The sequence below is a fragment of the Pseudomonas sp. BGI-2 genome, assembly GCF_004310295.1.
Lineage (GTDB): Bacteria > Pseudomonadota > Gammaproteobacteria > Pseudomonadales > Pseudomonadaceae > Aquipseudomonas.
In genome coordinates, this window is record NZ_SISB01000032.1 from 1 (window position 1) to 23,369 (window position 23,369).

The following is a 23,369-nucleotide window of genomic DNA, read 5'->3' on the forward strand; positions in this document are numbered from 1 at the left end:
GTGCTGGAAGACCAGTACCGTGTACGACGAAAAGGTTTATTTACAGGCCTTGCTCCGGCACGGCTCACCGTTGACCAGCGAGCTGGACACAGCAAAACCGCGTTGACGGAAAGGCTCAGGGCGTGATGGCGGACTGTCTGTTACCAAGATGCTGACTGACACACCGTCATCGCGAGCAAGCTAGCTCCCACAGTGGAGTCATTGCCAGTAGAAAATCAGTGTCAGTTCGGGTCAAACGGATAGGGTTGTTTCCAGCGTTCGAAGATCGGTTTCAACCGGCCGCTTTTCACCAGCAGCTCCATGCGCTGGTCGAACAGCGCCATCAACGTTCGGGCCTTGGGCGTATCGGCAAAGCACAGGTACAGCGGCAATTCCGCGATATGGGTACGACGAAACTGCGAAGGATCCTTGGCCCACTTGAGGACATAGTCGACTTCGGTCAGCGCGTCGATGTAATAGTCGGCGCGGTTGCGGGTCAGCATCGACAAAATGCCGGTGCGCCGAATGACTTCGTTATAGCGGCGGATGTTGGGCAGGTAATCCTGAAAGTCGTAGCCCCGGACCCAGGCCAGTCGATAGTTGCCCAGCGTCTCCGGGGTCGGCGCCGGATTGCTCGCCAGACCCAGGGCATAGATGTGATCAGTGTCGAAGTTCCAGCGCGGATAAAGCAGATCGCTGTTCTCGCCATGGTAGGAACCGACACAGGCATCCACTTCGCGGCGCTGGGCCAGCCCGACGGAGCGCGTGTAAGGCTCGGTGCGAATGTCCAGCTTGACGCCAGCCGGCTCGAACACTTCCCGCAGCACGTCCCAGCCCAGGCCATGGCCATCAGCGGCGGTGTAGTCTTCCCAGTCTTCGCTGGCCAGATGAATAACCGATGGCGTCGTCGTCCCGTCACCCGCCTGGGCGAGCGAGCAAAACATCGTGAACACCATCACCGCCAACCAGCGTCGAGCCATCCTTAATCCCCTGTTTCGCCCTTCAGGCGAAAATCCATACCAGCCCCTGCATCGCCAGCCACGCAAACACCCCGGCCAATACGTCATCGAGCATGATCCCGACGCCACCGTGCACGTGCCGGTCGATCCAGTGAATCGGCCAAGGCTTGAGAATGTCGAAGAAGCGGAACACCACGAACCCCGCCAGCAACCAGTACCAACCTTCCGGCACCAGCCACAAGGTGATCCACATCCCGACCATTTCGTCCCAGACGATGCCTTCGTGGTCGTGTACCCGCAAATCGTCGGCGACTTTGCCGCACAGCCAGAAGCCGAACAGCATGGTGATGCCGAGCATCAGCCAGTAACCCCAGTCGGGCAGCATCTGCCACAACGGGATGAAGGGTAGCGCAACTAACGAACCCCAGGTGCCCGGTGCTTTTGGCAAGGTGCCCGAGCCGAAGCCGAACGCCAGGAAATGCCATGGATTGCGCCAGACTGAAGGCGGTACGAATTCCGCCGGGACCTGTTTGGGATGATCTGTCACGGTGTCTCCCGAAAATGTTGATAGCCCCGGGTTTGCGGGGTGATGTCCTGCCCAGTGGCATCCAGTAGCGTCACGCCCTGCCCCGTCACAACGCGCCCGACCACATGGATCGGCCAGCCGTCGCTCAACAATTGCGCTAACTCCACGGACGGCAAGGTAAAGGCCAGTACGTAATCATCACCGCCGCTCAGGGCCGCTATTTCTGCACTCGATTGACCGAGGAAGGCGACTAAAGCTTTCGACAATGGCAGCGTGTCCCGTTCAATCTGAATGCCGACCTTCGACGCGAGGGCAATATGCCCGCAGTCCGCGAGTAGGCCGTCGGAGATGTCCAGCGCCGAGGTGGCTTTGCCACGCAGTGCCTGACCCAACGCCAGTTGCGGCTGCGGCGACCAGTAATGGGCCAGCAATGGATCGGCGATCGCGGATTCAGCCGTCCGCTGACCCAGCACCAGCGGCAAGGCACCCGCCGCATTGCCCAACTCACCGCCAACGCAGAGCAAATCGCCGGGTTGTGCACCGCTGCGGGTCAACGCCTTGCCAGCCGGCACCCGACCGAACACGGTCATGGTCAGGCTCAACGGCCCCCGCGTGGTATCACCGCCCACCAGCGCCACACCGCAGCCCTGTGCCATGAGGTTCAAACCACGGGCGTAGGCGTCCAGCCAATCGGCGGTCACCGTCGGCAAAGTCAGGGCAAGGGTAAAGGCAATGGGGGTGGCGCCCATGGCAGCCAGATCGCTGACGGCCACAGCAAGCGAGCGCTGACCGAGCAGAAACGGGTCGCAAGGATCTGCGAAATGCACACCGGCCACGAGTGTGTCGGTGGAAATCGCCAACTGCTCCCCGGGAGGAACAGCCAGCAAGGCGCAGTCATCGCCGATTCCGAGGGCAACGCCTTCGCCGCCCTGCGCACAAGGCGCGGCGGCGAAGAAGTTGCGGATCAGCTCAAACTCGCCCATAGCGGTTGCAAGCGCCGATCAGCGCTTGAACGCCTTGACTTCAGCTTCACGCAGACGCGGGGCCAGCTTGTCGAGCACACCGTTGACGAACTTGTGGCCGTCGGTGGAACCGTAGACCTTGGCCAGTTCAATACCTTCGTTGATCACCACGCGGTATGGAACGTCGACGCGCTTGAGCAGTTCCCAGGTGGACAGGCGCAAAACCGCCAGTTCAACCGGATCGAGCTCGTCGATGGTGATGTCCAGGCACGGGCCGAGGGCAGAATCGATCTCGGTCTTGTGCGCCGGCACGCCGTGCAGGATGTCGTGGAAGTAGGCGGCATCGACATCGCTGAAATCGTTATCGACCCGGAACTGCGCTTCGATTTCGTTCAGCGAAGTTTTGGCCATGTGCCATTGATACAGCGCCTGAGTCGCGAGCTGACGGGCTTCGCGACGCTTGACGCTCTTGGATGGCTTGCCAGCGTCCGCAGGTTTCGGATCGCGCGGGTTGAAACGATCACTTTCGTCGCTAATCACTTGGCCTCCAACTGCGCCAGCAGGCTGACCATTTCCAGAGCGGACAGGGCAGCTTCGGCACCTTTGTTGCCGGCCTTGGTGCCGGAACGTTCGATGGCTTGCTCGATGGAGTCAACGGTCAGCACGCCGAAAGCAACCGGTACGCCGAACTCCATGGACACCTGGGCCAGGCCCTTGGTGCATTCGCCCGCCACGTATTCGAAGTGCGGAGTACCGCCACGAATGACCGCGCCCAGGGCGATGATTGCTGCGTATTCGCCCTTTTGAGCGACTTTTTGCGCAACCAGCGGGATTTCGAAGGCGCCAGGCGCGCGGATGATGGTGATGTCGCTTTCGCTCACGCCGTGGCGAACCAGGGCATCAACTGCACCGCTGACCAGACTTTCAACGACGAAGCTGTTGAAACGGCCCACTACCAAAGCGTAGCGGCCTTTAGGCGCGATGAAGGTACCTTCGATGGTCTTCAGGGTCATTCGTTAGATCTCTTAAAGAGCCGGGACACGTTTTCTACGCGTCCCTCGGTGATGTGTTAGCCGCGAATCAAGGACTGGAAACAACCGGTCATTATTCGGAGGGCACGTATTCTACAACTTCCAGATCGAAACCGGATATCGCATTAAATTTCATTGGCGCAGACATCAGGCGCATTTTGCGCACGCCCAGGTCCCGGAGGATCTGCGAACCGGCACCGACGATGCTGTAGGTGGTCGGTTTTTTCGCCGGTACGTGCTCCGCGGTTTCGCGGATGTGCGCCAGCAACACGTCGCCATCGAGCGGGTGACCGAGCAACAGCACGACGCCGCTGCCGGCCTCGGCCACCGCGGCCATGGCGGCGCGCAGGCTCCAGCGCCCCGGTTGTTTGACCATCAACAGGTCGCGCAGCGGGTCCATGTTGTGTACGCGAACCAGGGTCGGTTCTTCGGCGCACACGGTGCCCAGGGTCAGGGCCATGTGCACGTCGCCTTCCACGGAATCACGATAGGTCACCAGGTTGAACTGGCCCAGTTCGCTGTCCAGCGGCTGCTCGGCAATCCGCTGAACGGTACGTTCGTGGATCATCCGGTAGTGAATCAGGTCGGCGATGGTGCCGATCTTGATGTTGTGTTCGGCCGCGAAGGCTTCGAGTTCGGTGCGACGGGACATGGTGCCGTCGTCGTTCATCACTTCGCAGATCACCCCGCTCGGCTCGAAACCGGCCATGCGCGCCAGGTCGCACGCCGCTTCGGTGTGGCCGGCGCGTGCCAGGGTGCCGCCAGCCTGGGCCATCAGCGGGAAGATGTGGCCAGGGCTGACGATGTCTTCAGCCTTGGCGTCTTTCGCGGCGGCCGCTTGCACGGTGCGCGCGCGGTCGGCAGCGGAGATGCCGGTGGTCACGCCTTCGGCCGCTTCGATGGACACGGTGAACTTGGTGCCGAAGCCGGAACCGTTGCGCGGCGCCATCAAGGGCAACTTGAGTAGTTCGCAGCGCTCGCGACTCATCGGCATGCAGATCAGGCCACGGGCGTGCTTGGCCATGAAGTTGATGTGTTCAGCCTTGCAGCACTCGGCGGCCATGATCAGGTCGCCTTCGTTCTCGCGGTCTTCGTCATCCATGAGGATGACCATCTTGCCTTGGCGGATGTCTTCAACCAGTTCTTCGATGCTATTGAGCGCCACTAGGCACCCCCTTGGGTCAGGATTTGAGGTAGCCGTTGGCGGCCAGAAAGCTTTCGGTAATGGTGCTGCCGGCCGTTGGCTCTGCGGCCTTGTCGCCCAGCAACAGGCGCTCCAGATAACGGGCCAGCAAGTCAACTTCGAGGTTCACCCGGCGACCTGGCTGGTACGACGCCATGATGGTTTCGCTCAGGGTGTGCGGAATGATCGTCAGCAGGAACTCGGCGCCATCGACCGCGTTCACGGTCAGGCTGGTGCCGTCGACGGTGATCGAGCCTTTATGAGCGATGTACTTGGCCAGCTCTTTCGGTGCGCGGATGCGGAATTCCACAGCGCGAGCATTCTCGGTACGGGCAACCACTTCGCCCACGCCATCAACGTGCCCGCTGACCAGGTGCCCGCCGAGGCGAGTGGTCGGGGTCAGGGCTTTTTCCAGGTTCACCGGGCTGCCGCTTTTCAGGTCATTCATCGCGGTGCAGTCGAGGGTTTCGCGACTGACGTCCGCCGCGAAGCCATTGCCTGGCAATTCAACCGCAGTCAGGCACACGCCGTTGACCGCGATGCTGTCGCCCAGTTTGACGTCGCTCAAATCGAGCTTGCCGGTTTCTACGTGTACCCGCACATCTCCGCCTTTTGGGGTCAATGCACGAATACTGCCGATGGATTCGATGATGCCGGTAAACATGGAGTCCTCCTCGAGAACAAAGCCGTCGCTAGGCTGCGGCCAGGAATTATACGCTCGCCGCCGACGCAGGAATGGCGATGACTCGCCAGTCATCGCCAACCGCGCGAATTTCGGTGATTTTGAGCTCGGGCGCGTCCTTCATTTGCGCCAGCGGCCAGTCCAGCAGCGGGCGTGCCGAGGAGCCAAGAAACTTGCCGGCGATGAAAATCTGGAATTCGTCCACCAGACCTTGCTGGGCAAAAGCCCCAGCCAGACGCGGACCCGCTTCGACCAACACTTCGTTGACCCCACGATTGGCCAGTTCGACCAGCAGTTTGCGCAGGTCAACCAAGCCATCGTCACCGGCCACGATCAGGCATTCCGGACCGTTGGCGTATTGCTCTTCGACCGCCATGCACGTGGCGACCAACGCAGGCCCGGCCTTGAAAAACGGCGCATCGAGCGGTACTCGCAAACGGCCGTCGATCAGCACGCGCAGCGGCGGACGGCTCATGGCCAGGGCCGTTTGCTCGGCGTCCAGGCCCAGTTCATCGGCACGCACGGTCAGTCGGGCGTTGTCCGTCAGCACCGTGTCGGCGCCGGTCAGCACTACGCTGGCCTGCGCGCGCAGGCGTTGTACCGCCGAACGCGCGGCCGGGCCGGTGATCCATTGGCTTTCGCCGCTTTCCATCGCCGTGCGACCGTCCAGGCTCATGGCCAACTTGACCCGCACGAATGGCAAGCCATGTTCCATGCGTTTGAGGAAGCCTTGATTGAGCTTGCGCGCCTCGCCTTCCAGCACGCCGCTTTCGATGGCAATACCGGCCTGAGCCAAACGCTGCATGCCGCGACCGGCCACCGATGGGTTCGGGTCCTGCATCGCCGCGACGACGCGAGCGAGGCCGGCGTTCACCAGCGCATCGGCGCAGGGCGGCGTGCGACCGTGGTGGCTGCAAGGTTCGAGGGTCACGTAAGCCGTGGCGCCACGGGCCTTGTCGCCAGCGGCGCGCAGGGCGTGGACTTCAGCGTGGGGTTCGCCGGTGCGCTCGTGCCAGCCTTCGCCGACAATCTGCCCGTCACGCACGATCACGCAGCCAACCCGGGGGTTGGGGTGCGTCGTGTAATGACCTTTACGCGCCAGTTCCAGGGCGCGGGCCATGTAATGGGCGTCGAGGACAGCTTGTTCTGCGGAGGTGGTCATTCTTTCACCGGCTCACGGGCCAGGCGATCGATCTCTTCGCGGAACTCGTTGAGGTCCTGGAAGCGCCGATACACGGAGGCGAAACGAATGTAGGCGACTTCGTCGAGCTTTTGCAGCTCGGCCATCACCAGTTCACCAACCACGAGGGATTTGACCTCGCGCTCACCGGTGGCGCGCAGTTTGTGTTTGATGTGCACCAGCGACGATTCGAGGCGCTCGACACTCACCGGGCGCTTCTCCAGCGCACGCTGCATGCCCGCGCGCAGTTTTTCTTCGTCGAAGGGCTGACGGCTACCGTCGGTTTTGATCAGGCGCGGCAACACCAGTTCGGCAGTCTCGAACGTCGTGAAACGCTCGCCGCAGGCCAGGCATTCACGCCGGCGGCGTACCTGTTCGCCCTCGGCGACCAGACGCGAGTCGATGACCTTGGTGTCGTTGGCACCGCAGAAGGGACAGTGCATGGTGGCAGGCAACAAAAAAAGGGAGGGCCATGGTAGCGCATCCCCGTGGCAAGACAAGCCATAGGGTTTACGGTATACAGACGGGCTATATGCCTGATTCATGGATTTCACCTTGCTGGAGCCGCAAATGTCCCTAAGACCGCTCGTCTTGCTCAGTCTTTTCAGCCTGCTGGTGGCCTGCAGCAGCGATGCGCCCAAGCCCCAACCGCCGACGCCGGGCCCCGCGCCACAACAGGCGCAGAAGAAAGCCAAGGAATCGGCCAACCTCGGCCCGCTGCCCGCCTATCAGCGTGAACTGAGCGGCACCCTGCAAGGCGTGCCGGCCGGTGCCGAAGTCGAACTGGCGCTGCTGGTGATCGACGACAAGGACCGCCCGCAACAATTGCTCGCCAGTTCGAGCCTGATCGGCACCAATCAAGTGTTGCCGTTTCACCTGCGCTTTAACCCGGAGTCGTTCCCGGCCGGTGTTCGCGTTGAATTGCGGGGCCGTGCCAGCCAGTCTGGCCAGTTGATTTTGCATTTGCCGTCGCAGGTCATTACCCAGCCGACGACCCAGGCCCTGGGTCAGCTGCAATTCGTCAAAGCGCCATGATTGCACCGCTCGACCTGCAACAGGCGTTGGGTGAACTGCTCGGTGACGCGCAGCTTGTGCCTGTCGCGTTGCCCGATACCGAGCTGAAACTCTGGCTGATCGACGGCGACAACATGGACCGCGCGTTCAGCCCGGAGGAAACCCGCCGGATTCTGCATGAACCGCCGTACTGGAGTTTCTGCTGGGCCAGCGGTCTGGCAGTCGCCCGCTACCTCGCTGAATTTCCTGAGTGGGTCAAAGGCAAACGCGTGCTGGATTTTGGCGCCGGTTCGGGGGTGGCGGGGATCGCAGCGGTTAAGGCCGGGGCGCTGGAAGTGGTGGCCTGTGACCTGGACCCGCTGGCGATTGCCGCATGCCGGGCGAATGCTGAACTCAATGACGTACAGCTTGATTACTCGACGGACTTTTTCGCCGAGGCGGATCGGTTTGATCTGATTCTGGTGGCCGACGTGCTTTACGACCGAGCGAATCTGCCGTTGCTTGATGAGTTTTTGAGTCGTGGCCGGGAAGCGTTGGTGGCGGATTCGCGGGTGAGGGATTTTCGTCACCCGTTGTATCAACGTATCGAGATGCTGGAAGCGATGACGTTGCCGGATCTGGCTGAGCCTGAAGAGTTTCGGCATGTAAGCCTGTACCACGCTCGGCGTAGCTAAAAGCTTCGCGGGCAAGCCTCGCTCCTACAAGTCCGCGTCGTTATTGAGAGGGGCACTAAATCTGTAGGAGCGAGGCTTGCCCGCGAAGGCGTCCGGTCAGGCAACACACATCTCAAAGGCCATCCCGCTTCCGGCCGCCCCCCACCAAGCCGTATAGTTGCCCCATTCACGCTTCCAAGAGATCCCCCATGAGTCAGGAAACGCCGTACATCTTCGACGCCACGACTGCCGATTTCGAGCAGTCGGTGATCGAGAACTCATTCCACAAACCCGTGCTGGTGGATTTCTGGGCCGAATGGTGTGCGCCGTGCAAGGCGTTGATGCCGATGCTGCAAACCATCGCCGAGAGCTATCAGGGCGAGTTGCTGCTGGCCAAGGTCAACTGCGACGCCGAGCCGGACATCGTTTCGCGCTTCGGCATTCGCAGCCTGCCGACCGTGGTGCTGTTCAAGGACGGTCAGCCGGTGGACGGTTTTGCCGGTGCGCAACCGGAATCTGCCGTGCGCGCGATGCTTGAGCCTCACGTTCAAATGCCGCCGCCGGCCGCTGCCGACCCGTTTGAGCAAGCTCAGGCGCTGTTTGATGACAATCGCTTTGCCGACGCCGAAGCCGCGCTCAAAGTGCTGCTGGGCGAAGACAACACCAACGCCGGCGCATTGATTCTCTACGCCCGCTGCCTCACCGAGCGTGGCGAGCTGGGCGAAGCGCAAACCGTGCTCGACGCGGTCAAGAGCGATGAACACAAGGCCGCCCTGGCCGGCGCCAAGGCGCAGATCCAGTTTCTCGGCCAGGCCAAGGATTTGCCGGATGCGGCAGACCTGAAAGCGCGCCTGGCGAAAAATCCGCAGGACGATGAGGCGGTTTATCAATTGGCGATCCAGCAATTGGCGCGTCAGCAGTACGATGCGGCGCTGGATGCGTTGCTCAAGCTGTTCGTGCGCAATCGCAGCTACAGCGAAGGTTTGCCGCACAAGACCTTGCTGCAGGTGTTCGAACTGCTGGGCAACGATCACCCGCTGGTGACCACGTACCGCCGCAAGTTGTTTGCTGCGTTGTATTAACCCGCCCCGTAGGAGCACGGCTTGCCGGCGATGGCGTCCTGGAGATCGCCATCGCGAGCAAGCTCAGCTCCTACCTGGCTCTTGCCAGCTATAAAGCGGCGTATCCCCGCCGCTCGTCACTTTCACATCAGAGCAATGGCGCAAACGCACCAGCAAGCGTTTGCCTGACGCCGCGCTGCCGGTCAATCCTTCCAACTGATCCAGCAAATCCGGGCCGCTCAATTGTCCGGCCTTGCGCAGCAAATCCTTGGCGATCTGCCACAGCGCATCATCCTGATTGACAGGTTTCGCCGGCGCTGCACTGGCTTCGGGCTTGACCACCTGTAACTGCGAACCAAGCCGCGCCCAATCACCGTCATCCATCTCCAGCGTCAAATCCACCGGCCAGTCGCCGATGCTTCCGCGAATTCGCAACATAAGTCTGCTCCTGCACATTTCTGACGTGCATGCTCCCATGGGACTTGTGCAACGCCAAGCAGACGGTCAAACTCTCGACACTTTCGTTATAAGATCACATAACAAATTATTCATTTTATTTCCGGAGACCCGCCATGCGCCGTCTGCTTCTCGCTCTGCCGTTTGCCCTGTTGCCGCTGGCCGTCGCCCACGCCGCTGATGAACATGATCATGATCATGAGCACGGCAGCCTCGGCGCCCACGAACATGGCGTCGGTCGCCTGAACGCAGCGCTGGACGGTCAGACCCTGGAGCTGGAACTGGAAAGCCCGGCGATGAACCTGGTGGGCTTCGAACACGCCGCCACCACCGACGCCGACAAAGCCAAGGTTGCCGCCGTCCGCGCACAGCTTGAAAAACCATTGGTGCTGTTCAACCTGCTGAAAGCCGCCGGTTGCGTGGTCGCGACACAGGAACTGGAAAGCCCGTTGTTCGGCGACAAGCCGGATGCCGATGATGACAAAGACGAACATCATCACGACCACAGCGAAATCCATGCCCATTATCAATTCAGCTGCTCGGCACCCGGCGCGCTGAAGACGCTGGACCTGGCGAACATCTTCAACACCTTCCCGGCCACCCAGAAGATTCAGGTACAACTGATCAGCCCGAGCGGGCAGCAAGGGGTTGAAGTGACGGCCAAGGCTGCCGCCCTGAAATTCTGAAACCACCACCGCCCCTGTAGGAGCGAGCGGTGCGGCGATCCGACTTGCCCGCGAAGAGGCCATCACATTCAACATTGATGTCGGCTGGTAAATCGCCTTCGCGGGCAAGCCTCGCTCCTACAGGGTTCACCTATCAACCTGACCGGTTTCACATGACCCAAGCACTCATCGAACTGTCCGACCTGGGCTTCAGCTGGCCCGGTCACCCGCCGCTGCTGGACATCCCGGCGTTTCGCCTGGAACCCGGCGAAACCCTGTTCCTCAAAGGCCCCAGCGGCAGTGGCAAGACCACCCTGCTCGGCCTGCTCGGCGGGGTGCAGAAGCCCGATCGCGGCAGCATTCACCTGCTGGGCCAGGAACTCACCGAACTCGGCGCCGGTGCGCGCGACCGCTTTCGCGTCGATCACACCGGCTACATTTTCCAGCAATTCAACTTGCTGCCGTTTCTCTCGGTCCGCGAAAACGTCGAATTGCCCTGCCACTTCTCCAAACTTCGCGCCCAGCGTGCGAAACAGCGTCACGGCAGTGTCGACCAGGCCGCCGCCACCCTGCTCGCCCACCTGGGCCTGAAGGATGAAAGCATCCTCGGCCGCCGCGCCGATTCGCTGTCCATCGGCCAACAGCAACGGGTCGCCGCCGCGCGGGCGTTGATCGGTCAACCGGAACTGGTGATCGCAGACGAACCGACCTCGGCGCTGGATTACGACGCTCGCGAAAACTTCATCCGCCTGCTGTTTGCCGAATGCCGTGAAGCCGGATCGAGCCTGTTATTCGTCAGCCACGACCAAAGCCTCGCGCCGCTGTTCGATCGCCACCTGTCGCTGGCCGAACTTAATCGCGCCGCCACCCCGTTCGAGGTCTGAGATGTATTTGTTTCGTCTAGCCATGGCCAGCCTGGCTAATCGCCGCTTCACCGCGATCCTCACCGCATTCGCCATTGCCCTGTCGGTCTGCCTGCTGTTGGCCGTGGAACGGGTGCGCACCGAAGCCAAGGCCAGCTTCGCCAGCACCATCAGCGGCACCGACCTGATCGTCGGCGCCCGTTCCGGTTCGGTGAACCTGCTGCTGTACTCGGTGTTCCGCATCGGCAACGCCACCAACAACATTCGTTGGGACAGCTTCGAGCATTTCGCCAACAACCCGAAAGTGAAGTGGGCGATCCCGATGTCCCTTGGCGACTCCCATCGTGGTTACCGCGTGATGGGCACCACCGAGGCGTACTTCGAGCATTACCAGTACGGCCATCAACAACACCTGAAAATCGCCGACGGCCGCGCCTTCGCCAGCGATCCGTTCGAAGTGGTGCTCGGTGCCGAAGTAGCGGAGGCGCTGCACTACAAACTCGGAGACAAACTGGTGCTGGCTCACGGCGTGGCGGTGATCAGCCTGGTCAAGCATGATGACAAGCCGTTCACCGTGGTCGGCATTCTCAAGCGCACCGGCACCCCGGTGGACCGCACGTTGCACATCAGCCTCGGCGGCATGGAAGCGATTCACATCGACTGGCACAACGGTGTGCCGGCCCAGGGCAAAGGCCGGATCAGTGCCGATCAGGCGCGCAACATGGACCTGACGCCGCCAGCGATCACCGCGTTCATGCTCGGCCTCAACAGCAAGATTTCGACCTTCGCCGTGCAGCGTGAAATCAACGAATTCCGTGGCGAGCCGATGCTGGCGATCCTGCCCGGCGTGGCGCTGCAAGAGTTGTGGAGTTTGATGAGCACGGCGGAAAAGGCCTTGTTCGTGGTCTCGCTGTTTGTGGTGCTGACCGGTTTGATCGGCATGCTCACGGCGATCCTCACCAGCCTCAACGAGCGACGTCGCGAGATGGCGATTCTGCGCTCGGTCGGTGCCCGACCGTGGCACATCGCAACGTTGCTGGTGCTGGAGGCGTTCGCCTTGGCGCTGTCCGGCGTGATTGCCGGGTTGGGCCTTTTGTATGTGGGTATCGCCTTGGCCCAGGGTTATGTGCAAGCCAATTACGGCTTGTATTTGCCACTCGCCTGGCCCAGTGAATATGAATGGACGCTGCTCGGTGGCATCCTGATCGCCGCGTTGCTGATGGGCAGCGTGCCGGCGTGGCGCGCGTATCGCCAATCCCTGGCCGATGGCCTGTCGATCCGACTATGAGGACGTTAATGATGCCCCGCGCTCTGCTTGCGCTTTTGATGCTGGTTGCCCTGCCGCTGTGGGCGGCCGAGCCGAAAGAACTGACCTGGTCGGAAATGATTCCGCCGGACGCCGCACCGGAAGTGCCAAACATGACACCGCTGCACGACCTGTCGCAGATGAGCGACGCGTTGGCCGCCGAGTCGGCGCCGGCGGCCAAGCAAGACATGCCCAATGCACCGGTGGTGAAAAGCCTCGACGGGCAGAACATCCGCTTGCCGGGTTACATCGTGCCGCTGGAAGTGAGTGAGGAAGGCCGCTCCACGGAGTTTTTGCTGGTGCCGTATTTCGGCGCCTGCATCCATGTGCCGCCACCGCCGTCGAACCAGATCGTGCATGTGAAAAGCGAAGTGGGCGTGAAGCTCGATGAGCTGTATCAGCCGTACTGGATCGAGGGGGCGTTGCAGGTGAAAGCGTCGAGCAGCGAGTTGGCGGATGCGGGGTATCAGATGGAGGCGGACAAGATTTATGTGTATGAACTGCCGGAGTGAATCCGGCTGTTCTGTGTTGATTGTGAGGACGCCTTCGCGGGCAAGCCTCGCTCCTACAGGAGATACGCAATACCTGTAGGAGCGAGGCTTGCCCGCGAAGGGGCCATTAGAATCACCAACAAAATCAGGCCCATTACTGTTTCATTGAGCTGCATCAAAAGACCGTATCAGACGCCTCCGTACCATTGGACATCGAACATTTTTAACGTCCTTTGGAGCCCCCATGCACAAGTCCGCGCTCTGCGCTTCGCTGCTCGCCCTCGCGTTTGCAGCCCCGCTCGCCTACGCCCACGATGCCGGCGACATCATCGTTCGTGCCGGTGCAATCACCGTCAACCCGAAAGCCGACAGCTCCAGCGTCAAGGTCGATCAAGGCCCGTTGGCCGGCGCCGATCTGGGTGGCAAGGCCACCATGAGCAGCGACACGCAACTGGGCCTGAACTTCGCCTACATGATCGACAGCCACTGGGGGATCGAGCTGCTCGCCGCCTCGCCCTTCGAACATGACGTGAAAATCAAAGGCACCGCGCTGGGCGCAGCCAACGGCAAACTCGGCACCCTCAAACACCTGCCGCCGACCTTGAGCGTTGTGTACTACCCACTGGACGGGAAGTCCGCGTTCCAGCCGTATGTCGGCGCCGGCATCAACTACACCTGGATCTACGACGAGCACGTCGGCAGCGAAGCGCAGGCCAACGGTTTCAGCAACTTCAAGGCCAAAAACTCCTGGGGCATGGCGTTCCAGGTCGGCGCCGACTACATGCTGACCGACAACGTGATGATCAACGCCCAGGTGCGCTACATCGACATCGATACCCGCGCGACTGTTGAGAACAACGCGGTTGCGCCGGGTACTCGGGCTAAAGTGAATGTGGATGTGGATCCGTTTATCTACATGGTTGGGCTTGGTTACAAATTCTGAGAAGAACTTGAATGGCTTTTGTGGCGACCAAAGAAACATTACGGCCACAAAAAAGGCGCCTCAAAAGGCGCCTTTTTCATGACTGCATAAACCTCAGCGTCCCAACAACCGCGCCAGCCCGACACTCATCGGTGTCTGCTCAGGGTAAGTAAAACGCTCCAGCAATCGCTGGTTGTTCGCTCGCGAGTGGCGGATGTCACCAGAACGCGCCGGGCCATAACTCACGGGTGGCAATTGACCGACCACCGCCTGCAACGCTTCAAGCATTTGCTTGAGGGACGTTGCCTGGTTCCAGCCGACGTTGACAGCGCCGACTTCAACCTGCGGTTGCTCGATGGCTTGCACCAGCAAGTCCACCAGATCCTCGACGTACACGAAATCGCGCGTTTGCTCGCCATCGCCAAACACGGTGATCGGCAGGCCTTTCTGCGCGCGCTCGCTGAAAATACTGATCACCCCGGAGTACGGCGAGGACGGATCCTGACGCGGGCCGAAAATGTTGAAGAAGCGGAAAATTACCGGTTCCAAAGCATGCTGGCGACGGTAGAAATCGAAGTAATATTCGCTGGCTAACTTGTCCGACGCATACGGCGTCAACGGCGCCTTCGGTGTGTCTTCGTCGATCGACTCGCCTTCGCCATTGTTGCCATAAACGGCAGCACTGGAGGCGTACAGCACTCGTTTGACGCCGGCTTGGCGCATGGCTTCGCAGACATTCAGCGAACCGATGAAATTGCTCCGGTGAGTCTTCACCGGATCGTCCACCGAGGCTTGCACCGACGCCACCGCTGCCAGATGCGCCACGGCGCTGCAACCGAGCATCGCCCGAGCCACCAGCGCAGCATCGGCGACGTCGCCCACAATCAGTTCGACCTTGGGGTCGTCCAGCGGCAGGTTGCTGCGTTTGCCGGTGGACAGGTCATCGAGAATGCGTACCGAATGCCCCTTGGCGAGCAAGGCATCAGTCAGGTGCGAGCCGATGAAACCGGCGCCGCCGGTGATTAAAACAGGGCCGTCAGCCATGGCGATAGAACCTATCCAGTAAGCCCGGGAGTGCCGCGCGCCAGGCGCGGGGCTTGATCCCGAAAGTGTGCAGAATTTTCTTGCAGGCCAGCACCGCGTGTTGCGGCTCTTCGGCGGCGTCCGGTCGCGCGGCGTGAGCCTGGGCGGTTGGCGCCTCGATGGCCAGCGGATGCAAGGCGCGTGCTTCGGTGAGGATCGCCTGACCCAAGGCCAGCGGCGTGGTCGCCTCATGCCCGGCGTAATGGTAGGTGCCCCACAGCGGCGCCGAGCAATCGAGTTGCTTGAGCACCGAGATGATCACCCGGGCGGCGTCATCAACCGGTGTCGGGTTGCCCCGGCGGTCGTCGGCCATCAGCAGCTCTTCAGGTTGTTCGGCACGACCGAGGAAACGCCCGAGGGTGCCGTCGGGGCTGTCATCCAGCAGCCAGCCGAATCGCAGCAGCACGTGTTGCGGGCAAGTGGCGCGCACGCTTTGTTCGATCCGCCACAAGGCCTGACCGCGCAGGCCCAGCGGCACCGGTTCGTCTTTTTCGCTGTAAGCGGTCGCCCGGGAGCCGTCGAACACGCGATAGCTCGACGGTTGCAGCAAAACGATGTTGTGATGCTGGCACAGTTCGGCCAGACGCTCGACTGCCCGCTCCTGCCCGGCCAGACGCTGCTCGCTGACCGTCTCCGCCTGAAACCAGTCGAAGTAGTAGGCGAGGTTAATCAGCGCGTCCGGGCGGGTGTCGTCGAGCAGTTGCGTCAGGCTCGCGGCATCCCAGCCGTCTTGCGGTGGGCGGGGGGCGAGGAAACCGATGTCTTCCTCCGCACCGAGGCGAATCAGCGCCTGCCCAAGGGCATTTCCGCCGCCCAGTAACATAAGGCGCATTCGCATAGAGTCAGCAGGCCCAGTCTGATTGGAACGATGGCTTTATCGACAGCGCCCACGGGCGATGTCGTTGTGAGTTGCCGGAATCGTTGCATTTTGCGGGTTTAGTGCGCAACCGTCATCCGTAAAGTGTAGATCGCCGGATTTTGCGGTGCGGCTAATGGCCTCTTCGCGGGCAAGCCTCGCTCCTACAGGTGATCGCATTCCCTTGTAGGAGCGAGCGGGCGGCGATCCGACTTGCCCGCGAAGAGGCCCTCAAAATCGGCGAAGGTCTTGAGCGGTACTTGCATCTTCATCCCCCCGCCCGCATAAATTACCCCATGAATCTGCCCATCCCCACGGACGCGGCCTTGGCAGGCTTCCACCCCGCCGTCAGCGCCTGGTTCAGCAATACGTTCCCGACGGTCACCGCCGCCCAGGCCCGGGCGTGGCCGTTGATCCGCCAGCATCGCTCGACCCTGATTGCCGCGCCCACCGGGTCCGGCAAAACCCTCACGGCATTCCTCGCGGTCATCGACGACCTGGTCCACCGGGGTCTGGACAACGGCGGCCATCTGCCCGACGAAACCCTGGTGGTCTACGTCTCACCGCTCAAAGCCCTGTCCAACGACATCCAGATCAACCTGCAAACCCCGCTGGCCGGCATTACCGAGCAATTGCGCGTCATGGGCCTGCCCGAATTGCAGATCAACACCGCCGTGCGCACCGGCGATACGCTGCAGAAAGACCGCTCGGCCATGCGCCGAAATGCGCCGCACATTCTGGTGACCACCCCGGAATCCCTCTACGTGCTGCTCGGCTCCGACTCCGGCCGGCAGATGCTCGGCACCACGCGCACGGTGATCGTCGACGAAATCCACGCCATCGCCGCCAGCAAACGCGGCAGTCACCTGGCCCTGAGCCTCGAACGTTTGCAGGCGTTGTGCGTGCAACCGCTGATGCGCATCGGCCTGTCCGCCACGCAAAAACCCATCGAAGCGGTTTCGCGCTTTCTGGTCGGTCGCGATCGCCCCTGCGAAATCATCGACATCGGCCACGCACGCCCCCGGGATCTGGACATCGAAGTGCCGCCAGTGCCTTTATCGGCAGTGATGCCCAACGATGTCTGGGAACGGGTCTACGACCGCCTTGCCGCCCTCGCCCGCGAACACCGCACCACCCTGGTTTTCGTCAACACCCGGCGCCTGGCCGAACGCCTGAGCCGGCATTTGAGCGAACGCCTCGGCAAAGAAGCCGTCGCCGCGCACCACGGCAGCCTGGCCAAGGAGTTTCGCCTCGACGCCGAACAGCGGCTCAAGCGTGGCGACCTGCAAGTGCTGATCGCCACGGCCTCGCTGGAGCTGGGGATCGACATTGGCGATGTCGACCTGGTTTGCCAGATCGCCTCGCCGCGCTCGATTGCCGGATTTTTGCAGCGGGTCGGCCGCTCCGGGCACCAGGTTGGCGGCACGCCCAAGGGCCGTTTATTCGCCACTACCCGCGATGACCTGATCGAATGCACCGCCCTGCTCGACTGCGTGCGCCGTGGCGAACTCGACACCTTGCAGATTCCCAAGGCGCCGCTGGATGTCCTGGCTCAGCAGATCATCGCCGAAGTCAGCTGCCAGGAATGGCAGGAGCAGGCGCTGCTGGAGATGTTCCGCAAAGCCTCGCCCTACGCCGAACTCGACGAAAAACATTACCAGGCGCTGCTGCACATGCTCGCCGAGGGCTACAACGGTCGGCAGGGTTTCCACAGCGCTTACCTGCACCGCGATGCCGTGACCCGCACATTGCGCGGTCGCCGGGGCAGCAAACTGACGGCTGTGACCAGCGGCGGAACGATTCCGGACAACGCCGATCACAGCGTACTGCTCGAACCTCAAGGGCTGAACATCGGCAGCGTCAACGAAGACTTTGCGGTGGAAAGCATCGCCGGGGATATCTTCCAGTTGGGCAATACGTCGTATCGAATCCTGCGCGTCGAAACCGGCAAGGTCCGGGTCGAAGACGCTCAGGGCCAGCCGCCGACCATTCCATTCTGGCTCGGTGAAGCGCCTGGGCGCAGCGCAGAATTGTCATTCGCCGTAGCGCGCCTGCAAGCGCAGCTGGACGAATTGCTCGGCCTCACACCGGGCAACTTGCAGCCGGCCACCGACTGGCTGACCGACACCCTCGATCTGAACCTGGCCAGTGCCGAGCAACTGGTGGATTACCTGGCCCGGGCGCGCCTGACGCTTGGCGCCCTGCCGTCCCAAGACACGCTGCTGATGGAGCGCTTTTTCGACGAGTCCGGCGGCACGCAACTGATTATCCACACGCCGTTCGGCAGTCGCATCAACCGGGCCTGGGGCCTGGCCTTGCGCAAGCGTTTCTGCCGCACCTTCAACTTCGAACTGCAGGCCGCCGCCAGCGAAGACGCAATCGTGCTGTCGCTGTCCACCAGCCACAGCTTCGAACTCGAAGACGTTTGGCGCTACGTGCACAGCAACTCCGCCGAACACTTGCTGATCCAGGCGATACTCGATGCGCCGCTGTTTGGCGTGCGCTGGCGCTGGAATGCCGGAGTCGCGCTGGCGTTGCCGCGTTATACCGGTGGACGCAAAGTCGCGCCGCAGATCCAGCGCATGAAAAGCGAAGACCTGATCGCCAGCGTATTCCCCGACCAGATCGCCTGCGTGGAAAACCTCGCCGGCGAACGTGAAGTGCCCGAGCATCCGCTGGTGGAACAAACCCTCGACGATTGCCTGCACGAGGCCATGGACTGCGAAGGCTGGCTGGCGTTGTTGCGGCGCATGGAAAGCGGCGATGTCCGGCTGATCAGCCGCGATTTGCCAGCGCCCTCGCCACTGGCAGCAGAAATCCTCAGCGCCCGCCCCTATACCTTTCTCGACGATGCGCCGCTGGAAGAGCGCCGTACGCAAGCGGTGCTCAACCGGCGCTGGAGCGACCCGCAGTCCACCGACGACCTCGGCGCGCTGGATGCCGAGGCGATTCAAGCGGTACGCGACGAAGCCTGGCCAGCCCCCACGGGCGTCGATGAAATGCACGAGGCACTGATGAGCCTGACGTGCATCACCGATGCCGAGGCGCAGGCCAATGCGCATTGGCTGGACTGGCTGAACGCCCTTGCTGAAAGTGGCCGCGCCAGCCGTTTGCAGATCAATGCCGAGCAATCGCTGTGGCTGGCGCTGGAGCGGTTGACCTGCCTGCGCGCGTTTTATCCACAGGCGACTTTGCAGCCACCGATGGAGGCGCTGCCGGGGTTCGATGAAGTCTGGGAGCCGGACGAAGCGCTGCTGGAAGTGATTCGCGCGCGGCTCAGCGCGTTTGGCCCACTGCCGTTGCAAGCGATTGCCGAACGGTTGGGATTGCCGGCCATTGAAGTCACCCAGGCGCTGGCACAACTGGAGCGCGAAGGTTATGTGCTGCGCGGCCAATTCACCCCTGGCGCCAGTGAGGATGAATGGTGCGAACGGCATCTGCTGGCGCGAATTCATCGCTACACGGTCAAGCGTCTGCGGCGGGAAATCGAGCCGGTGGCGTTGCAGGATTTCATGCGATTTCTGTTCGACTGGCAGCATCTGTCCGCAGCGACGCAAGGCCAGGGCAATGCGGTGTTGCCCGCCATCGTCGCTCAGTTCGAAGGCTACCCCGCCGCTGCGTCAGCCTGGGACAGCGACATTCTGCCGATGCGGATCAAAGGCTATTCGGCGAGTTGGCTGGATGACCTGTGCCGCAGCGGGAAACTGGTCTGGACGCGTCTGACGGCGCGCAATAAGAGTGCCGGCACGGCGCTGCGCAGCACGCCGATTCTGTTGCTGCCGCGCAGTCAGGTCGGGTTGTGGAGCAGCTTGACCGAACAGACCCCGGTCAGCGAGCTGTCACCCAAAACGCAGAAGGTTTACGAAGCACTCAGCGAACACGGCGCGCTGTTTTTCGATGAGCTGACTCACGAGGCACATCTGCTGCGCGCCGAGCTGGAAATTGCCCTGCAGGAACTGGTCGGCGCCGGGCTGGTAAACGCCGACAGTTTCGCGGGCCTGCGAGCGCTGATTACGCCGGCCAGTAAACGGCAGAATCGCAGCAGCCGACGTGGCCGTGGGGCGTTTGTCGGCGGGATGGACGATGCCGGGCGCTGGGCCTTGCTGCGACGGGGTCCTGCCGCGCCGGTTGTGGATAACAAACGACCGGCCCCGACGCCAAGCGACACTCTGGAACACATCGCCATGACGCTACTGAGGCGCTACGGCGTGGTGTTCTGGCGCTTGCTGGAGCGGGAAGCGGATTGGTTGCCGAGCTGGCGGGAATTGCTGCGCACGTTTCATCGGCTGGAGGCTCGGGGGGAGATTCGCGGTGGCCGGTTTGTCAGTGGTTTGGCCGGGGAGCAGTTTGCGTTGCCGGAGGCGATACCGTTGTTGCGCGAAGTCCGGCGCCGGCCGCATGACGGGAGTTTGATTGCAGTGTGCGGGGTTGATCCGTTGAACCTAGCCGGGACGTTATTGCCCGGCGCGAAAGTGCCGGCGTTGGCGAGTAATCGGTTGGTGTATCGGGATGGGTTGCCGGTGGCTGCCGAGATTGCCGGCAAGCAGGTTTTCTGGGTGGAACTGGATCAGCCAGCGACTGCTGAATTACACAAAAAACTGATTCGCCACAATCCCCTGTAGGAGCGAGCGGTGCGGCGATCCGACTTGCCCGCGAAGAACGAAGACACGGTCCTGTTGATACACCGCGGTGCGCCCTTCGCGGGCAAGCCTCGCTCCTACAGGGTTTACGGTTTTATTGAGTGCGAGGCTGATCCGGCAGCATCACCGGCGAATTTTCGGCCACCGGCCCATCATCTGCCATCGCCTGCCTCGGCATCAAAACCTGCTGTGGATAAGTCTGCGCGAAATGCACCCACGGGCTGTTATCCACAAGCTTCTTCAACCGCTGGTTAAACGCCCTGCTCACCGCATATTGCCCACCCGACACCGTGCGAAACTGCGCCGTCAGCACCACGCCGTTGAGGTCCATTTTGTCGACGCCAAACACGTCCAGCGGCCCTTGCAGGTTGTACTTGAGAAACGCGTCCTCGCGGATCGAATCCCCCGCTTCACGGATCAACTCAATCGCCTTGTCGACATCGGTGTCGTAGGTGAACTGCACCGAGAAAAACGCATACGCGAACTGCCGCGATTGATTGGTCACTGCCTTGATCTGACCGAACGGCACCGAGTGCACAAAGCCCTTGCCGTCACGCAGGCGCAAGGTGCGGATGGTCAAGCCCTCGACCGTGCCGGCGTGGCCGGAGTCGAGCACCACCCAGTCGCCGATTGAAAGGGTGTCTTCGATGATGATGAACAACCCGGTGATCACGTCCTGCACCAGTTGTTGCGAGCCGAAACCGATGGCCAGGCCGACCACCCCGGCACCGGCCAGCAACGGCGCGACGTTGATTCCAAGGTTGGCCATGGTGGTAATCGCGCAGATCACCACCAGGATGATTTTGATCGCGTTGCGCAGCAGCGGCAGGATAGTTTTGACCCGCGTGCTGGGCTGCGTCGTGCGTTTGTTGAGCGGCGGTTTCAGCGCTTCCTGGATCGCCGTATCAAGCACCACCCACAGCAACCAGGTCACCAGAAAGATCAGGCCCATGCTGCTCAACGACTCACTGATCGCCCGGCCCACCGAGTTGCGCTCGGCGAATTCGAACAGCGACACGCCCCAGATCCGCCCGAGGATTTCGATGAAGGCAACGGCCATGACGATCCGCAGCAACGCATGCAACAGACTGAGAAAACGCTCTTTGTAGGCGCTGCTGTGCTGGATCGCTGTGACCTGACGCGACTTGAACATGTGTTGGAAAATCGTGCTGAGAAACACCGTGGCGATCAGCAGGATGGTGGTGAACAACGCGCAGCGCAGGGCCTTCTGATTGTCATCGCCTACGCCAAGCAGGTTGATCGCCGAGACCATCACCATCAGCAGGATCGGCCAGTACCAGAGCCCGGAAAAAATCCGCAAGGACTCTTGCAGCGATGGCTGCTTGAGGCGTTGGGCCAGTGGCCGGTTACGGATCAGATGCGCCACCGGGCGGCGTAAACGAATCACCAATAATCCGAAGATGATCGAGACGAAAAAACCGGTGAGCACTGCGGCGCTGCTGGTGATGTTGCCGCCCAGTTGCCGGGCGATTTGCGGGCTGGTCAACGCATCGCTGAGCGCGGCGAGAAAGCCGATCAGGAACAGCGGCCGAGGGCAGTAATCGCGAATGATCTGCACCGCCGTGCGCTTGTGGCCGGTGTTGAACATGACGATCACGCAGAGCAGCATCGAGGTCGAGAAAATACCGCTGCTGGTGGCGTAGGCGAAACACAACGCCAGCGCGCGGCCCACCGAGGCGGGCAGGAAATGGCTGACGTAGAGGGTCAACGGCAGACAGATCAAGGCCGGCAGCGTGTAAGGCAACACATAATTGAGCAGATCCTGACTGCGCTGGCGGGTGCGCAGCCAGCGGCCCTGGTTCAAGCGTTTGGCGAGGATCCCGCCGAGCACGGTGAGCAAGGCGAAGGTGCCGAGCCAGACGCCGGACAACATCAGGAAGTCGCCGATCACGCTCCAACCTGAACGGCTCGAGGGTCGATTGACCAGCTTATCCACTTCATCTGCCGCCCGATCGGCCCGCAGGCGCCAGGCGTCGACCAGGTCTTCGTTGAGGTCGAGCTTGTCCTGAACGTCGTCGATGCTGGAACTGATGGCCCCGAGCAGACCGCCCTGGACCAGCGGTTCAGGCTTTGCCGGTTCCTCGGCAGCAGCGGGAACACCCGGCAGCGTGACGGCTTCCAACTCGTTGCTGCCCAGAAACAGCAACGCCCCCAGCAGTATCGCGGTCTTGAACTTGAGCAAAACGGGAAGCTCCTTGGGAAGGGTCTGTAAGGAACTGATCGGCAAATGACGGGCAAGTTCGGTTTTGCCCGCGAGATAACAGACGCGACCATTCCCCCTGTGGGAGCGAGCTTGCTCACGATAGCGGTGGTTCAGACACTTCAATGTTGAATGTACCGTCGCTTTCGCGAGCAAGCTCGCTCCCACAGGGTTTTGTGGTGCTCTGTCGATTTTTGACCAGCACGCAAATATCAAATGCCCACTCCTCTATTTTTCCGCACAACCCAAACCCCGACACTGCGCTCCATCAATCAAATCCACCGCAGTTGCAGTCATGCCCATTGCCTTGCTCGCGCTGACCCTCAGCGCCTTCGCCATCGGGACGACCGAGTTCGTCATCGTTGGCCTGTTACCCACCATCGGCGCCGACCTCGGCGTCAGCCTGCCGTCCGCCGGTCTATTGGTCAGCCTCTACGCAACCAGGCCTGCTGCTGGTGTACGCCATGGCCGCGGTCGGTTACGGCGGCTCGTTCATCGCCTTCACCTTCCTGGCGCCGATTCTTCAGGACATTTCCGGCTTCAGCGCCGGCACCGTCAGCCTGGTGTTGCTGGTCTACGCCTCGCGATGGCGGCGGTACATCTTGCATCAATGTGGCTGACAGACCGCTATCGCGA

22 protein-coding genes and 1 pseudogene are annotated in these 23,369 nt (G+C 61.7%); 10 read left to right on the forward strand and 13 right to left on the reverse strand.

Annotated features, from left to right (window positions below; genetic code table 11):
* Nucleotides 1-221 precede the first annotated feature (221 nt).
* From EYC95_RS20600 to nrdR, 9 genes are all read right to left on the reverse strand, one after another.
* Nucleotides 222-959: an ABC transporter substrate-binding protein gene (locus EYC95_RS20600; RefSeq protein ID WP_131062000.1), complete on the reverse strand. Its 738-nt coding sequence runs from the start codon at nucleotides 957-959 to the stop codon at nucleotides 222-224.
* Between the two features lie 22 nt (nucleotides 960-981).
* Nucleotides 982-1,485, reverse strand: a complete 504-nt coding sequence (locus EYC95_RS20605) for a phosphatidylglycerophosphatase A (protein WP_131062001.1) — start codon at nucleotides 1,483-1,485, stop codon at nucleotides 982-984.
* A complete protein-coding gene (gene thiL, locus EYC95_RS20610; RefSeq protein WP_131062002.1) occupies nucleotides 1,482-2,447 on the reverse strand; it encodes a thiamine-phosphate kinase in 966 nt (321 codons plus the stop codon). Before thiL ends, EYC95_RS20605 begins: the two co-directional genes overlap by 4 nt.
* Nucleotides 2,448-2,465: 18 nt before the next feature.
* Nucleotides 2,466-2,966, reverse strand: coding sequence for a transcription antitermination factor NusB (gene nusB, locus EYC95_RS20615; RefSeq protein WP_131062003.1), 501 nt, complete (start codon nucleotides 2,964-2,966; stop codon nucleotides 2,466-2,468).
* Nucleotides 2,963-3,439: a 6,7-dimethyl-8-ribityllumazine synthase gene (gene ribE, locus EYC95_RS20620; RefSeq protein WP_003185938.1), complete on the reverse strand. Its 477-nt coding sequence runs from the start codon at nucleotides 3,437-3,439 to the stop codon at nucleotides 2,963-2,965. The genes nusB and ribE overlap by 4 nt, the downstream gene beginning before the upstream one ends.
* A gap of 91 nt (nucleotides 3,440-3,530) precedes the next feature.
* A complete protein-coding gene (gene ribBA / locus EYC95_RS20625) occupies nucleotides 3,531-4,622 on the reverse strand; it encodes a bifunctional 3,4-dihydroxy-2-butanone-4-phosphate synthase/GTP cyclohydrolase II (protein WP_131062004.1) in 1,092 nt (363 codons plus the stop codon).
* Between the two features lie 16 nt (nucleotides 4,623-4,638).
* On the reverse strand, nucleotides 4,639-5,304 hold the full coding sequence (locus tag EYC95_RS20630; RefSeq protein WP_008059524.1) for a riboflavin synthase: 666 nt from the start codon (nucleotides 5,302-5,304) through the stop codon (nucleotides 4,639-4,641).
* A 46-nt stretch (nucleotides 5,305-5,350) separates the two neighbouring features.
* Entirely contained in the window at nucleotides 5,351-6,484 is a 1,134-nt protein-coding gene (ribD, locus tag EYC95_RS20635) for a bifunctional diaminohydroxyphosphoribosylaminopyrimidine deaminase/5-amino-6-(5-phosphoribosylamino)uracil reductase RibD (RefSeq protein ID WP_131062005.1), read from the reverse strand.
* Nucleotides 6,481-6,945: a transcriptional regulator NrdR gene (nrdR, locus tag EYC95_RS20640; protein WP_003228656.1), complete on the reverse strand. Its 465-nt coding sequence runs from the start codon at nucleotides 6,943-6,945 to the stop codon at nucleotides 6,481-6,483. The genes ribD and nrdR overlap by 4 nt, the downstream gene beginning before the upstream one ends.
* Nucleotides 6,946-7,072: 127 nt before the next feature.
* Between nrdR and EYC95_RS20645 the strand changes: the two genes are divergently transcribed.
* The 3 genes from EYC95_RS20645 (at nucleotide 7,073) to trxA (ending at nucleotide 9,251) form a co-directional block, all read left to right on the forward strand.
* Complete coding sequence (locus tag EYC95_RS20645) at nucleotides 7,073-7,537, forward strand: YbaY family lipoprotein (protein WP_131062007.1); 465 nt, start codon at nucleotides 7,073-7,075, stop codon at nucleotides 7,535-7,537.
* Nucleotides 7,534-8,190, forward strand: a complete 657-nt coding sequence (locus EYC95_RS20650; RefSeq protein WP_131062008.1) for a methyltransferase — start codon at nucleotides 7,534-7,536, stop codon at nucleotides 8,188-8,190. Before EYC95_RS20645 ends, EYC95_RS20650 begins: the two co-directional genes overlap by 4 nt.
* A 188-nt stretch (nucleotides 8,191-8,378) precedes the next feature.
* Nucleotides 8,379-9,251, forward strand: a complete 873-nt coding sequence (trxA, locus tag EYC95_RS20655) for a thioredoxin (protein WP_131062009.1) — start codon at nucleotides 8,379-8,381, stop codon at nucleotides 9,249-9,251.
* Between the two features lie 63 nt (nucleotides 9,252-9,314).
* Here the strand turns inward: trxA and EYC95_RS20660 are convergent, their stop codons facing one another.
* The gene (locus tag EYC95_RS20660) at nucleotides 9,315-9,668 is read right to left on the reverse strand and encodes a hypothetical protein (protein ID WP_131062010.1); all 354 of its coding nucleotides are present in this window, start codon (nucleotides 9,666-9,668) and stop codon (nucleotides 9,315-9,317) included.
* 134 nt (nucleotides 9,669-9,802) lie between these two features.
* Here EYC95_RS20660 and EYC95_RS20665 point away from each other — a divergent pair, with 134 nt between their 5' ends.
* From EYC95_RS20665 to EYC95_RS20685, 5 genes are all read left to right on the forward strand, one after another.
* Nucleotides 9,803-10,372, forward strand: coding sequence for a DUF2796 domain-containing protein (locus EYC95_RS20665; RefSeq protein ID WP_131062011.1), 570 nt, complete (start codon nucleotides 9,803-9,805; stop codon nucleotides 10,370-10,372).
* 152 nt (nucleotides 10,373-10,524) lie between these two features.
* A complete protein-coding gene (locus tag EYC95_RS20670) occupies nucleotides 10,525-11,235 on the forward strand; it encodes an ABC transporter ATP-binding protein (RefSeq protein WP_131062012.1) in 711 nt (236 codons plus the stop codon).
* 1 nt (nucleotide 11,236) lies between these two features.
* On the forward strand, nucleotides 11,237-12,502 hold the full coding sequence (locus EYC95_RS20675) for an ABC transporter permease (RefSeq protein ID WP_131062013.1): 1,266 nt from the start codon (nucleotides 11,237-11,239) through the stop codon (nucleotides 12,500-12,502).
* Between the two features lie 11 nt (nucleotides 12,503-12,513).
* A complete protein-coding gene (locus tag EYC95_RS20680; RefSeq protein WP_131062014.1) occupies nucleotides 12,514-13,032 on the forward strand; it encodes a DUF3299 domain-containing protein in 519 nt (172 codons plus the stop codon).
* Between the two features lie 223 nt (nucleotides 13,033-13,255).
* Complete coding sequence (locus tag EYC95_RS20685; RefSeq protein WP_131062015.1) at nucleotides 13,256-13,954, forward strand: OmpW family protein; 699 nt, start codon at nucleotides 13,256-13,258, stop codon at nucleotides 13,952-13,954.
* Between the two features lie 93 nt (nucleotides 13,955-14,047).
* On the opposite strand, the gene EYC95_RS20690 is transcribed toward EYC95_RS20685, so the two are convergent.
* Both EYC95_RS20690 and EYC95_RS20695 read right to left on the reverse strand, forming a co-directional pair.
* Entirely contained in the window at nucleotides 14,048-14,977 is a 930-nt protein-coding gene (locus tag EYC95_RS20690; protein WP_131062016.1) for an NAD-dependent epimerase/dehydratase family protein, read from the reverse strand.
* A complete protein-coding gene (locus EYC95_RS20695) occupies nucleotides 14,970-15,854 on the reverse strand; it encodes a sugar nucleotide-binding protein (protein WP_131062017.1) in 885 nt (294 codons plus the stop codon). The genes EYC95_RS20690 and EYC95_RS20695 overlap by 8 nt, the downstream gene beginning before the upstream one ends.
* Before the next feature lie 314 nt (nucleotides 15,855-16,168).
* Between EYC95_RS20695 and EYC95_RS20700 the strand changes: the two genes are divergently transcribed.
* A complete protein-coding gene (locus tag EYC95_RS20700) occupies nucleotides 16,169-20,494 on the forward strand; it encodes a DEAD/DEAH box helicase (RefSeq protein WP_131062018.1) in 4,326 nt (1,441 codons plus the stop codon).
* Between the two features lie 112 nt (nucleotides 20,495-20,606).
* Here the strand turns inward: EYC95_RS20700 and EYC95_RS20705 are convergent, their stop codons facing one another.
* Complete coding sequence (locus EYC95_RS20705) at nucleotides 20,607-22,715, reverse strand: mechanosensitive ion channel family protein (RefSeq protein WP_131062019.1); 2,109 nt, start codon at nucleotides 22,713-22,715, stop codon at nucleotides 20,607-20,609.
* 313 nt (nucleotides 22,716-23,028) lie between these two features.
* Here EYC95_RS20705 and EYC95_RS20710 point away from each other — a divergent pair.
* Nucleotides 23,029-23,311, forward strand: a pseudogene (locus EYC95_RS20710) (hypothetical protein); the annotation flags it as partial.
* Nucleotides 23,312-23,369: the final 58 nt, after the last annotated feature.